9 protein-coding genes are annotated in these 12,709 nt (G+C 59.0%); 3 read left to right on the forward strand and 6 right to left on the reverse strand.

Annotated features, from left to right (window positions below):
• The 3 genes from NQ492_RS13030 to NQ492_RS13040 are packed head-to-tail and all read left to right on the forward strand — an operon-like array spanning position 1 to position 6,946.
• Positions 1-2,115, forward strand: coding sequence for a surface glycan-binding family protein (locus NQ492_RS13030; RefSeq protein WP_044053919.1), 2,115 nt, complete (start codon positions 1-3; stop codon positions 2,113-2,115).
• Between the two features lie 21 nt (positions 2,116-2,136).
• Positions 2,137-5,289 (forward strand): SusC/RagA family TonB-linked outer membrane protein, encoded by a 3,153-nt coding sequence (locus NQ492_RS13035; protein ID WP_015545793.1) that lies wholly within the window; start codon positions 2,137-2,139, stop codon positions 5,287-5,289.
• 13 nt (positions 5,290-5,302) lie between these two features.
• Positions 5,303-6,946 (forward strand): RagB/SusD family nutrient uptake outer membrane protein, encoded by a 1,644-nt coding sequence (locus NQ492_RS13040; protein ID WP_015545794.1) that lies wholly within the window; start codon positions 5,303-5,305, stop codon positions 6,944-6,946.
• A gap of 101 nt (positions 6,947-7,047) precedes the next feature.
• On the opposite strand, the gene NQ492_RS13045 is transcribed toward NQ492_RS13040, so the two are convergent.
• From NQ492_RS13045 to NQ492_RS13070, 6 genes are all read right to left on the reverse strand, one after another.
• A complete protein-coding gene (locus NQ492_RS13045) occupies positions 7,048-8,184 on the reverse strand; it encodes a heparin lyase I family protein (protein ID WP_015545795.1) in 1,137 nt (378 codons plus the stop codon).
• A gap of 16 nt (positions 8,185-8,200) precedes the next feature.
• Positions 8,201-10,204, reverse strand: coding sequence for a heparinase II/III family protein (locus tag NQ492_RS13050; protein WP_015545796.1), 2,004 nt, complete (start codon positions 10,202-10,204; stop codon positions 8,201-8,203).
• Between the two features lie 5 nt (positions 10,205-10,209).
• Positions 10,210-11,103: a heparinase II/III family protein gene (locus NQ492_RS13055; protein ID WP_231839842.1), complete on the reverse strand. Its 894-nt coding sequence runs from the start codon at positions 11,101-11,103 to the stop codon at positions 10,210-10,212.
• 85 nt (positions 11,104-11,188) lie between these two features.
• A complete protein-coding gene (locus NQ492_RS13060) occupies positions 11,189-11,809 on the reverse strand; it encodes a hypothetical protein (protein ID WP_015545798.1) in 621 nt (206 codons plus the stop codon).
• Positions 11,806-12,234, reverse strand: a complete 429-nt coding sequence (locus NQ492_RS13065) for a DUF5675 family protein (protein ID WP_015545799.1) — start codon at positions 12,232-12,234, stop codon at positions 11,806-11,808. Before NQ492_RS13065 ends, NQ492_RS13060 begins: the two co-directional genes overlap by 4 nt.
• Positions 12,218-12,709, reverse strand: coding sequence for a phage holin family protein (locus tag NQ492_RS13070; RefSeq protein ID WP_015545800.1), 492 nt, complete (start codon positions 12,707-12,709; stop codon positions 12,218-12,220). The genes NQ492_RS13065 and NQ492_RS13070 overlap by 17 nt, the downstream gene beginning before the upstream one ends.

Genomic DNA, 12,709 nt, shown 5'->3' on the forward strand with positions numbered 1-12,709 from the left:
ATGAAATCCCTGTTTCGAAACGTATGTTTCGCAGCGCTGACCGCTCTTTGCGCGGTCGTGCTCGCGGCCTGCGAAGACGACGATACCAAGAGCGGCGACCTGCAGCTCTTCTATCCGACGGTCGTGGACATCGGTCCTTCGATGAATTTCGTGTCGGGCACCCCGACCTACTACGGCCCCGCGCCGTCCAACTTCTCGATTGCGGGCATCACGCTCGACGACAAGGCCTTCACGTCCGAGTGCTTCTCGATCGGTGCCGATACCGGCATGGTCAGCATCTCGAATACGGATGCCCTCGACCCCGGTACCTACAAACTGACGATCGCGTGTCAGGCCGGCGGCGGCGCCTACCGCTTCGAGAATATCTTCGTGGTGCGGATGGTTTCCGCCACGCCCGAGGCGATCGAGGTGAGCGAGCCGACGCTCGTGATTCCCTATGCCGAACTGGAGACCACCGAAGCTTCGGTCACGGTGGCGCCGGTGGGCGAGTCGGTGTCGATTCTGAACTATTCGCTCGTTCAGGCGGAGGGTTTCGAATACTTTACCATCTCCAAAGACGGCGTTGTGACATATAACGCTGAATTCACGGGCGAGGTGATGCCGGGCAGTTATCCGCTGCCTGTCAAGATCGAAACCTATGCGGGTTCGGCGACCTATGAGAATCTGCTGACGGCACGCATCACCAGCGAGCCGTTGGAGGTGCGCTATCCTTCGGCTTCGGGACGTATGGAATACAACATGGCTTTCCTGGGTTCGACGCCTTCGCTGAAGGGTTCGCCCGACGAGGTCGTGTGGGCTATCAAACAGGTGATTCCGGCCGAGGGAACCGATCCGACCGACAAAATCAAGATTGATCCGGCTACGGGTGTCGTCTCGGTCGATGCCGGCAGCGAACTGCCCATCGATGCCTCCTATACGCTCGACCTCACGGTGAAGAACAGTTTCGGCTCGACCGATTTCGACGGCGCCTATACGTTGAGCGTGATCGAGTTCATAGCTCCTATCGAATCTGATAAGTTTGGCTATGAGGATGCTGTGGCGATTCAGGGCGGAGAGTTCAAGGTTTCCAAGAAGGCCGGTTTTGTCGGCGACGAGGTGACCTTCTCGCTGGGCGACGTTCCCGCCGGGGTTCAGGGCCAGATTTCGATCGATCCGGTGACGGGCGATGTTTCGGCCGCCAAGGGACATTCGATCCCGATGGGGGTGTATGACATTCCCGTCAAGGCTTCCAACCTGAAAGGTGAGGCGGAAACCACCCTCAAACTGACCGTCAACGAGAATCCTTACTATTTCACGACGATTACTTACGGCAATAACCTCGGCCTCACTCCGGTTGAAAACTATGCCAACCAGTTCTATTTCGCGGCCGCCGCGGATTTCACGGAACTGACGCCGACGACCGACGCCAAACCGGGCACGAAACTTTCGTGGTCGATCAAGATCAAGCACCAGTGTTCGGGTACGCTGATTGATTCGGAGACGGGCGCCATCACGCCGAAGGGATTCAAGTCCGGTAACGGCGGTCTGGTCCTGGTGACGGCTACCGCCGGTGAAGGCGAGGTCGGCGAGACGTCGATCACGGTTCCCGTTTTCTTCTCGTTCCACGTTGCCGTGTCCGGCGTGACGGTTCGTTACAAACCGTTCGTCATGCAGGTCAATCCGCGCCGGGGAGGAACCTCGGTTGTTCCGGAAATCACCGGTGTGCCCAATCTTTCGTCGTTCCTGCTGGATTACCGCCGCACGTTCAACTACTACAATATCGGCGGTCCCGCGTCGCACAAGGACGGCACTCCGGCCGCAAGTACCGACACGTTCCTGTATCAGATGTGGAAGGCGTACTATAACAGCATCGGTTCGGCAACGGTGGGCACCGGTTCGAAAGACCCGATTTCCTATTACGTGAATACGGCGCGTCTGGGCTCGGCGCTGGCCTATGTGGAACCTGCCACCAAATCGGTCGTCGTGAATGCCAACAAATGGATCGACTCGAACAACGTGGCAGCCAACGGTGCGTTCATCGCCCAGATGACTTTCGTCACGGACGGCAATTCGGGCGGTATCAACTCCGGCTCGCAGATCTTCCCCATCTGGATTTGGTTCGACGAGAAATTTTAAACCTAACTGAACATGAAACCTATGAAATACATGATAAACCGGGCTTTCGGGCTGAGAGGGGTGCTGACCCTTCTCGCCCTGATGCTGGCCTTCGCGGCGTCGGCCCAGAACAAGATAACGGGTAAGGTCGTCGATGAGAACGACCAGCCGGCTATCGGAGCCAACGTCGTGGTCAAGGGCACGACGCAGGGCGTTTCGACCGACCTGAAAGGTATGTTCGCGATTCCGGTCAAGACGGGCGACGTGCTGGTTTTCTCCTACCTGGGTTATAAGTCCCAGGAGGTGAAGATCGCCGCCCAGACCCGGCTGGACATTAAACTCGTTCCCGAAGCGAACATCATGGACGAAGTGGTGGTCGTGGGTTACGGCGCCGTGAAGCGCGGCGACCTGACGGGTTCGGTCGCTTCGGTCTCCTCGAAGGATGTCGAAGGCTTCAAGACCGGTTCGGTGATGGAGGCCCTCGGAGGCCAGATCGCCGGTGTGCAGATCACCGCTACGGACGGTACTCCGGGTGCCGGTTTCGATATCAAGGTGCGCGGTGTGGGGTCGGTCAACGGTGACACTTCGCCGCTCTACATCGTCGACGGGTTCCAGGTCGACAACATCGACTACCTCTCCAACTCGGACATCGAGTCGATCGAGGTGCTCAAGGATGCCTCTTCGTCGGCCATCTACGGTTCGCGTGCGGCCAACGGTGTGGTGATGGTGACGACCAAATCCGGTAAGGTGGGGCGTCCCGTCGTGACTTACAACGGTTCGGCCAGCTACCGCCAGATTTCCGGGACCCTCGATCTGCTTTCGCCCTATGAATTCGTGAAACTGCAGACCGAGGCGTGGCCCGACAAGTTCGGTTCGACCTACTACAAGGCCGGGAACGACGACAACGGCATTCCCTACCGGTATCAGTCGATCGAAGACTATCGCAACGTGAAGGGCGTCGACTGGCAGAACGAAACGTTCCGTCCCACCTGGTCGCAGGACCACAACGTCTCGGTTTCGGGCGGCAACGACAAGACCAAGTACGCCTTTTCGTTCGCCGACTTCCTCGAGAACGGTATCTTTAAGAACAGCGCCTTCAACAAGATCACGGCCAAGGTGCGCGTGAGCCATAAAATTTCGAAAGCCGTGACGATCGAAACCACGGTCAACTACGCCAACACCGACAAGCGCGGTGTGGGCACCTCGGGCGACAACGGGCGTTTCAACATGCTGGCGCAGATTCTGCGTGCACGTCCCACGGCCGGCCTCAAGATGACCGACGAGGAGCTGCTGGCGTCGTCGATCGACCCGCTGGAGCTCGAATCCTCGGAGTCGCTGTCGCAGGTGAACCCCATCAAGCAGGCCGAGTCGGTGATCAACACCACGAAGACCGAAATGTGGTCGGGCAACCTGGCGCTGAACATCGATTTCGGCAAGGGCTGGACCTTCCGCACCGCCGGAACGTACAACACCTCCAACGCCCGCAACTACATCTTCTATCAGGACGGATCGAAGGAGGCCTACCGCAACGGCCAGACTCCCTACGGTTCGACCCGTATGACGCGCAATGTCCGCTGGACGAATTTCAACTACCTGACTTATAAATATAAGCGTAAGCGGGGTCATGCCTTCGACGTGATGCTCGGCCAGGAAACCGCATTCCAGGGATCGGAGTACCTGCTGGCCGGAGCCACCGATTTCCCGTTCGACAACATCGCCAACGACAACCTCGGGCTGGGCGCTACGCCGACCACAGCGAATTCGAACCGTTCGGACAAGCTGCTCGTCTCGTTCTTCGCACGTGCGAACTACAATTTCCGGGACCGTTACCTCTTTACGGCGACGATTCGTGCCGACGGTTCGACGGTGTTCAGCAAGAACAACAAGTGGGGTTATTTCCCGTCGTTCTCGGCGGCATGGCGCATCTCGGAGGAGAATTTCATGAAGAAACAGGATGTCGTCTCCAACCTGAAGCTGCGTGCCGGCTGGGGTGTCGTGGGCAACGACCGCATCACCAACTACCTCTCGCTGGAACTCTATTCGCAGAGCAAGTACGGCTACGGCAACAACGTCATCACGGTCCTGTCGCCCAAGCAGCTGCCGGAGAGCATCAAGTGGGAGGCCTCGCAGAGCACCAACATCGGTATCGACCTGGGTCTGTTCCGCAACCGCCTGAACGTCACGACGGATTTCTTCCTCAAGGATACGAAGGACCTGCTGATGGCCGCCAACCGCGCCTATGTCTCGGGTTTCGCGTCGCAGTGGATGAATGTGGGTAAGATTCGCAACAAGGGTGTCGAGATTGCGATCAACTCGACGAACATCGCCTCGAAGAGCGGCTTCCGCTGGACGACCGATTTCAACATTTCGTTCATCCGCAACGAACTGCGTGCGCTGGCCGGCGGAGCGAAGGAGATGATGACCACGGCGAGCTGGAACAGCGATTACACGGGTTACGACTACACGGCCCGCATCGGTCAGTCGCTGGGCCTGATCTACGGCTATGTTTTCGACGGCGTCTACCAGACTTCGGATTTCAACGTCAATGCCGCCACGGGCGAGTATGTCCTCAAGGAGGGCGTTACGGACATCACAGACCACGCCGGAGTGGCCGTGAAGCCGGGTATGGTCAAATACAAGGACACCGACGGTGACGGCGTGATCACGACGGCCGACCGCACGGTGATCGGAAACGGCACGCCCAAATGGTACGGCGGTATCACCAATACCCTGTCGTACAAGGGCGTGGACTTGAGTTTCATGTTCCAGTTCAACTACGGCAACGACGTCTACAACGCCACCCGCCTCTACGCTTCGCAGACGCAGGACCAGCGTTCCAACCTGATGGCCGAGGTGGCCGACCGCTGGACGGCGACCAACGCTTCGAACAAGGTGCCGGCCTGGGACGGTTATATCAAGAACGAGATTTACTCGCGCTTCATCGAGGACGGTTCGTTCCTGCGTCTGAAGAACCTGACCGTCGGTTATACGTTCCCGCAGCAGTGGACGCGCAAGTTCTATGTTTCGAAACTGCGCCTTTACTTCACGGCCCAGAACCTCTTCGTGGTGACGGGTTATTCGGGCTACGACCCCGAGGTGAGTATGCGTGCGTCGAATCCCATGACCCCTTCGCTCGACTGGGGAGCCTATCCGAAGAGCAAAGTCTATACGTTCGGTATCGATCTGACCTTCTAATACGATAAAAACCATGAAAAAGATACTTTTATACTGCCTGCCGCTCTGCCTGCTGTTCGCCTCGTGCTCCGATCTGCTCGACGAAGAGTCCTATTCGGAGACCGGCAAGGACAACTACCTGAACAATGCCAAGGAGGCGGAGACCGTCCTCCAGGGCGTTTACAAGAACCTGGCGAACGAGTATACCTATTCGTATCACCTGTCGCTGCTGTTCACGATCTCGACCGACATTGCCCAGTGCGAGGGCAGTTCGACGACTTCGTTCCGCGAGATTCCGACCAATTCCCACAACGCCTCGACGTCGCAGATCTCCCGCACGTGGCAGAAGCTCTACTCGGCGATTTACGATGCCAATGACTTCATCGAGACCGTTTCGGGTCGTATGGACAACTGGGGCTCTTCGGACCGCGAACTGGCCACTATTTACCTGGGCGAGGCCCGTGCGCTGCGTGCGTTGTTCTATTTCGAGCTGGTGCGCTGGTACGGCAACGTGGTGCTGATGACCTCGACGGCCGATTCGCGCAGGAAGGACGAGACCTTCGAGCAGACCGCTGCCAAGGATGTCTACGCCTATATCGAGGAGGACCTGAAATATGCCGCCGAGGTGCTTCCGTGGGCCGTCGACGACACCCGGCGCACGACCAACGCCTATCGTTTCTCGAAGGGGGCCGCGCTGGGCCTGCTGGCCAAGGTCTACTGCACGTGGGCCGGTTATCCCGTGCGCGACGAGTCGAAATGGGCCGAGGCCGAGAAGGCCGCCCGCCGCGTCGTGGAGTCGGGCAAGCACCGTCTGATCTCCGACTACGAAACCGTCTGGAAGAACACCTGCAACGGTATCTGGGATGCGGGCGAAAGCCTGATCGAAGTGTCGTTCTACTCGCCGACGGGCCTCGACAGCGACAACACGGCCGGACGTATCGGCAAATGGAACGGTGTGTCGGCTACCACGGTCGAGGGCGAGCGCGGACGCAATGCCGCCAACTGGAAAGTGACCTATAACTTTACCCGCGAGTGGGAGGCGCAGAACGATCCCCGCATGGCGCTTTCGATCGCCGACTACAAATACGATCATACGCTGGGTAGCGGCCCGATCACCTATTTCTCGACCATTTCGGGCGCGACTCCCTCCGAGGAGCAGAAGAACCGCCAGCGTCAGTTGTTCACGCCGGGCAAGTGGGACACCGAGAAGTATGTCGAAGCGGCGAACTACATCGTCAACAACGACAAGTCGAACGTCAACTGGTACATTCTGCGCTATTCGGACGTGCTGCTGCTCTTCGCCGAGGCGCTCAACGAGTCGGGCGGCTCGGTCGTCGATGCCGTGGACGCCGTGAACGCTGTGCGCCGCCGCGGTTTCGGCGACACGAAGCACGACCTTTCCTATGGTCTTTCGCGCGAGGACCTGCGCGAGGCGATCCGCAAGGAGCGTGCCTACGAGCTCTGCTTCGAAGGCCACCGCAAGCAGGACCTGATCCGCTGGGGCATCTACTATGACCGCGTTATGGAGACCGCCCAGGAGCTGGTCGACTGGTATTCCAATGCCAACTATGCCGTCTCGCGGTACATCATCAAAGGCCGCCACGAACTGCTGCCCATTCCGCAGCGCGATCTCGACATGATGCCCAAATGCAAGCAGAACCCTGGCTGGGGCCAGTAATCCGGAAATACCCCGACATGGCGGGCCCGGTATGGCAATCGCGCATGAACGAAAAGAGGCGGGACCGAAATCCCGCCTCTTTCTGTTGTTTTTGCCCCGGATCAGCGCTGCCGCTGGGCATATCCGGCGAGGTTGTAACTCACGGGCTCGGTGCTGTCGCCCACGCGGTAGATGCCGAATTTGAAGTAGTAGCCGTCCTCGTCGTTGCGGCCTATGAGTATCTGCTCGTTGTCTACCAGATGGTTCGTCCGGCTGTCATGGGCCATCCATACGTCGAGGCGTCCCGGACGCACGATCGTCTCGGCTTCGCCGCCGTACTGCGTCCAGTCGATCTCCACGGTGAAGGTGACCCAGCGGTCCTTCGGGAACTCGCTGAAGGGCATCCGCGCGGCGATCGTCGAGGCTTTGAACTCCGAGGTGACGGGAACCATCACCTTGGCCTTGGCTGCATTGGCGTTGCAGCGGTCGGTTTTGTCGGTGAACCAGCGGCGGTCGGAGTTGGCCTTGATGTAGAAATACCCGTTCGAGAACCCGAACGCCAGCGGAGGATAGCCGCCCTGTTCGACCTTCCAGCCTGTCGGCTTGCCGGCTTTCCAGACTTTGTTGCCCTTCGTATCCACGGTTTCCACGCGTTCGTAGACGATGTCTTTCTTGATGATGACGGTGTCCTGCATGGCGAGGAACTCCTCCGCCGGGAGCTTCATCACACGGCCGTCGGGAGCCGTCACCAGCGTCCGGTCGGGCATGCCGTGCCACTGGGCGAAGATCGTCGACACCTCGGGACTCAACTCCGCGGGAATCCGGACCGCGAACGTGTAGCTCCACGACGTGCCCTGCGGGCAGATGCCCTTGCCGTGGTGGTAGACGGTCTTCATCCGCTGGGCGTCGGAGTAGGCCTTGTCGGGAAGACCCGCGAAATCGGCTGCCGTGGCATAACACCAGGCAAGTTCCGAACGGCCTTTGGTCTCGCCCGGGGCGTAGCCTTCGAGCGTGTTGTCGTCGCGTCCGAGGGTGAAGCGGTAGGAGGGCTTTCCGCCGTACATGCGGGAATGATCGAGGCCGAGTGCTTCGTCCTTGCGGATGCCCACGGCGACCCACTCGTTGTCGATCACCTGACTCATCCGGGCCGAGTCGGCCTGGATGTTCACCCGCTCGGGCAGCGCTGTAAACCCGTTCGGGGCCTCTTTTTCCCGGGCAACGTCCGGCGTGCAGGCCAGCAGCAGCAGGACTGGATACATGATTGTCATCGGAGCCTTATTTGAGTTCATACCCTAAATCGTATGTTTTGGCGCCCACGCGCACCGCGAAGCGGAACGTGTCGCCCACGGGGGCCTTTTGCGGAACGATGGCGATCGAACCCTGGAAAGGCGCCTCGTCGGGGGCGATCACCGTGATGAACAGCAGTTCGCCGCCGGCGGTCTTCGGCGCCTCGACGGCGTAGGCCGGACGCTCCTCCTTCTTACGATAGGCGGTTGAAACCCATCCCTCCTCCTCGCGGATCTGCACGGGGACCGTCGCCGAGGTCTTGATGCGGATGTTGTTGCCGTCGGCGAACAGCGTGCGCACGGTGCCGTCCCTGGCGTATTCGATCCGGCCCGGGCAGAGGTTGAAATGCACCCTGACATTCCCGGCGGCCGGGCCCGAAACCAGGTCGGCGATCACCAGCAGGCCCTTCCCGGTGAAGAACATCGCCCGGCGGTGGGTTAGGCCCTCGTAGGAGGGGTTTTCGGTCACCAGCGTCGTCAGCTCGGGCGTCGCGTCCCAGAGCAGGAGTTCCGAGTCGGTCTTTTCGAGGTTGCGGTCGTCGAGCGTCACGGTGTTGTGCACGCGGGTCTGGCGGAACCAGTTGCGTTGGGCCAGCACGGCGCTGTCGCCGCCGTAGACGTAGCTGCCCGAGTCGGGGAAGAAGTTGCGCCCCCGGCGCCAGTACTCGAACGTGCCGTTGTCGGGCTGGTTGTGCCAGAACGCCGGGGGACCGGCCTTCACGACCGTCACGGTGGCGTTCTTGTCCCATCCCGTGCGCAGGACGTAGAATCCCGATTCCGGGAACTGCTGCGAAGTGTAGTCGGGAAGGGCGCCCTTGCGGCCCTCCGTGGCGAACCATTGCAGCTGTTTGTCGCCGGGGAACACCTTGCTCCAGCTGCGGAACTGCCGCTGGAGGGAGCTTTTGTCGTGGCTCTTGGTGTCGCCGAACATCGGGTTGGACCAGTCGGGGAAGAGCAGGTTCCAGGTGACGGCGGTCATCTTCCCGACCGTCTCGATGTAGCTGGCCGGGAATTCGCCCTCATAACCGTTGGCGCGGGCCATGCCGAGGGCCTTGAGGAAGATGTCGATGGCGGCGATGTGGTATCCGAAATCCAGCTCGAACTGCATCCCGTCGGGATAGACCTGTACGCCGATTTCGCGGTTGAGAATCTCGATGCCGCTGCGACGCCACTCCTGCGCTTCGCGGAACTCCGGGAAATAGATGCCCGCGAACAGCATCCGCTGGGCTTCGAACAGCAGGTGGTTGCCCTGCTTGGAGTAGTTGTGCAGGATGTGGTCGGCGTGCTGGCGGTAGGTGCGCAGGAAGAGGTTGAGGAACCGGGGCGTGAAGCGCGGCGAATGAATCGTCAGCGCGAACTCCGTCAGCAGGTCCTGCAGACGGCGTCCGGCCTCCATCGGACGCCATGCGAAGCGGATGTTCTCCTTTTCGGCGGCGATTTCGGCCGCGGAAGCTCCCGCAGCCTTCAGCCGTTTGACGCCGTCCAGCGGGTTTTTCTTCACCCAGTCGGTGTACTGGTCCATCCAGGCGTCGATGTATTTCGCGTCGCCCGTGGTGTAGTAACACTTGGCCAGCGGAATGAACCAGTAGTGGCGGTGCAGCTGCCAGCGCAGTTCGTTGTCCTTCACGGGCCAGTAGCGCCAGTCGATGTCGTCGCCGTAGAAATACGAGGGTTGGTAGCCCTTGTGGGCGTAGAATTTGTGCTCCAGGGCTTCGTCGGCCTGCTTCTGCTCGAGTTTGTTCACCTTGACGTTCTCCAGGTCGAGGCCGAAGAGTTCTACGGGCTTGCGCGTGCGGAAATATTTCAGCAGTTCCTTGTCCGCGGCGGCGACGTTGCCTTTGGCGACGGCTTTCTTCACGGCCTCCATGCCCGGACGTTCGAGGTCCAGCAGGTCGTAGAGCGACTTTTCGTCGCCCAGAGCCGGGGTGGTTCCGGCGGCCGATGCCGCGCCGAGCGTCAGTGCGGCGCAGAGGGTCATCAGGATTCGGTTCATGGCAGTTATTTTAGGTTGTATTTTGTTCCGTTGATTTTGACTTGCAGCCGGTTCCCGCGCCAGACGGCTTCGACGCGCTGCCCCGCGGCATCCTCCGCCGGAAGCAGCACCGTCACCAGCCGCACGGGCTTCCCGGCCCGCTTCCGCACCGTGAAGGCGTAGGCCGGACGTTCCGTGCGCTGACGGTAGGTGCGCGACACCCAGCCTTCGCGGCGTTCCATCCGCTCCGCTCCGAAAACTTTCAGCAGCAGGTTGTTGCTGTCGCTGAAGCGGGTCGCTGCGGAGCACGCGGCGAAATCCTCCGCCGGGTCGCACTCCACGAGGTTGTAGTGCAGGCCGACCTCTCCTTCGGCCGTTCCGGACGCCTCGTCGGCGATGACGAAGAACTGCCGGTCGACGAACCACACCGTGCGGCGGTGGGTGAGGCCCTCGTAGGAGGGATTCCCGACCGTCACGATGTGCGTCGCGTCGTCCGTCTCCCAGCGCAGGCATTTCGAATCGGTGTGTTCGAGGTTCCGGCCGTCGAGCGTCAGGGTGTTGTGCACCTGCGTCTGGCGGAACCAGTTGCGCTGGTCGGTCACCTCCTTGTCGCCCGCATAGACGTAACAGCCCGAGTCGGGGAAGAAATTGCGGCCCCGGTGCCAGAGTTCGAACGTGCCGTTGTCGGGTTGGCAGTGCCAGAATCCCTGCGGCCCGGCCTTGAGGACCATCACCGTGGCGTCGGCGTCCCAGCCGCTGCGCAGGACGTAGAATCCCGAGGTGCGCAACGCCCGCGAAAGGTGCTCCGGGGCGGTTCCCTCGCGGCCTTCGGTCGCCATCCACCGGATTGCGGCGTTGGCGGGGAAGACCTCGGCCCACGCGCGGTAGTAGGGCATCAGTTCCTCCCTCTCCGCAGACAACCTTAACTATTAAGGTTTTACACGCAAGGCACCCAAAAAGGAACCCATTTTTAAGGCCCTTTTGGGTGCTTTCCTTTTATCTCCGCTAAAACAATTTGCGGAAGAAGGCGGCTACAGCCGTAAATACCTTCGTCTTCCGAAGAAAGAAAAAGGCAACCGCCAATAGTACCAAAATCCCGAAAATGTAACGCCACCTGTACGGGTCGGCCGCCGGCTTCTCGGTAATATCGGTTTCCTTATCGGTGTCCGTGTTCACTTCTTCCGTTTTGGTCGTTTCCGTCTTCTGTTCTTCCTGCGTTACCCCGGTAGCTTCGGCCTTCTGTTTTACCGTGAAGGTTTCGATACTCTTAATAGCTCCCTGCCTTCCGGTATCGGGCGGCTGCTTCTCTTTCGGTTCCTTCGGCCGGTTCTTGGGCGTGTCTGCAACCGGATTAGACGGGCCGCCCGCCTGCATAGTGTCCGGCTTTGCCTGCCGGGTATCGGGTTTCGGCGGGAAAAACTCGATTTTCGTATAGGTTACTTCTACGCCTTCGGTTTTCGTATTGTCTACCGTCCGGCGAAATTCGGCCGCCGTCGTTTCGTTCCGCTTTTCTTCGGTCTTAGCCGTTTCCTTCGTGCTGCCGGCCAACTTTCGCGGCGTGGAACACCCGATAAAAGAAACGGCCGCAATCCCCCAAAGAATAGCTATAAAGGTTCTTGTTTTCATACGATTTCGATAGTGATTTTTTCTTTCCGGGCTATTGCGGCCTTACACCGCTTTGTAAGTTCAAGTTCGTAAGGCGTGGAATTGATAACCCGCCCCTTTACCTTGTTTTCTCCGACCAAAATACAGCCGGAAGTGTCCTTACCGGTATTGCCACGATGAATTAGAATGCCGTCGAAATGCGGTACGTTCAAAAGGCGAGGAAGGTCGCGCCCGAAGCGCGGCGAACGGTTTACGGTTATTTCGTAGGTTCCGAACGGTATAGCCGTTTCGTTCTTTACCTTCTGTTCCCCATTGTCAAATTTGCCGTTTCGGTTGTCGTCCCGGTTCTTGTCTTCCAAGGTATCGCAAAAACGCACCCCGTCAATAAACAGCGTACCGATAGTATAGGTTTCGGCGAAGTATCGCCGTTTAAGCGTTAGTTTCATTGTCGCCCCCTTTCTCTTTTTCCTTTTTTAGATACTCGATAACCCCGGCTATAATCTCCTGTTCGTCCTTATGCTGGATGATTTGCGAAAGGATTTTAGCCGCATCCCCGATTTTGGCCCGCTCCTTGGCTTCGCTATTCTCGTAGATACTCTTTAATTCGATAAATCCCACGAACATAGCCCCGATAAACGTAAAAAACGGCAATACCGGTAAAGTGTGGTTCGTCTGCGGATTTAGCTGCGTAATAGCCAACATTTGCACCACGTCGATAGATGTAATTACGAGTATCATATTGAAATACCGGCTTATTTTGTCTACTGTCTTACGCAATCCGTACGAAGACCGATATTCCCCCCGTTGTTTGGCCTTTCGAATCCCGGCCCAAAGGTCAAGGAAGACCACGAACAAAACAAGCGCGTAAACGCAAGCTATAATAATAAGTTGCGGCCCGAAGGTCTGTAAGATATTTTCCAT

The organism is Alistipes shahii WAL 8301 (assembly GCF_025145845.1).
GTDB lineage: Bacteria > Bacteroidota > Bacteroidia > Bacteroidales > Rikenellaceae > Alistipes > Alistipes shahii.

What these genes read in the sequence shown, in the direction of transcription:
- NQ492_RS13035 (WP_015545793.1), top strand. Translation starts at nt 2,137, where the DNA reads ATGAAATACATGATAAACCGGGCTTTCGGGCTGAGAGGGGTGCTGACC.
- NQ492_RS13060 (WP_015545798.1), bottom strand. Translation starts at nt 11,809, where the DNA reads ATGAAAACAAGAACCTTTATAGCTATTCTTTGGGGGATTGCGGCCGTT.
- NQ492_RS13045 (WP_015545795.1), bottom strand. Translation starts at nt 8,184, where the DNA reads ATGTATCCAGTCCTGCTGCTGCTGGCCTGCACGCCGGACGTTGCCCGG.
- NQ492_RS13040 (WP_015545794.1), top strand. Translation starts at nt 5,303, where the DNA reads ATGAAAAAGATACTTTTATACTGCCTGCCGCTCTGCCTGCTGTTCGCC.
- NQ492_RS13030 (WP_044053919.1), top strand. Translation starts at nt 1, where the DNA reads ATGAAATCCCTGTTTCGAAACGTATGTTTCGCAGCGCTGACCGCTCTT.
- NQ492_RS13070 (WP_015545800.1), bottom strand. Translation starts at nt 12,709, where the DNA reads ATGGAAAATATCTTACAGACCTTCGGGCCGCAACTTATTATTATAGCT.
- NQ492_RS13050 (WP_015545796.1), bottom strand. Translation starts at nt 10,204, where the DNA reads ATGAACCGAATCCTGATGACCCTCTGCGCCGCACTGACGCTCGGCGCG.
- NQ492_RS13065 (WP_015545799.1), bottom strand. Translation starts at nt 12,234, where the DNA reads ATGAAACTAACGCTTAAACGGCGATACTTCGCCGAAACCTATACTATC.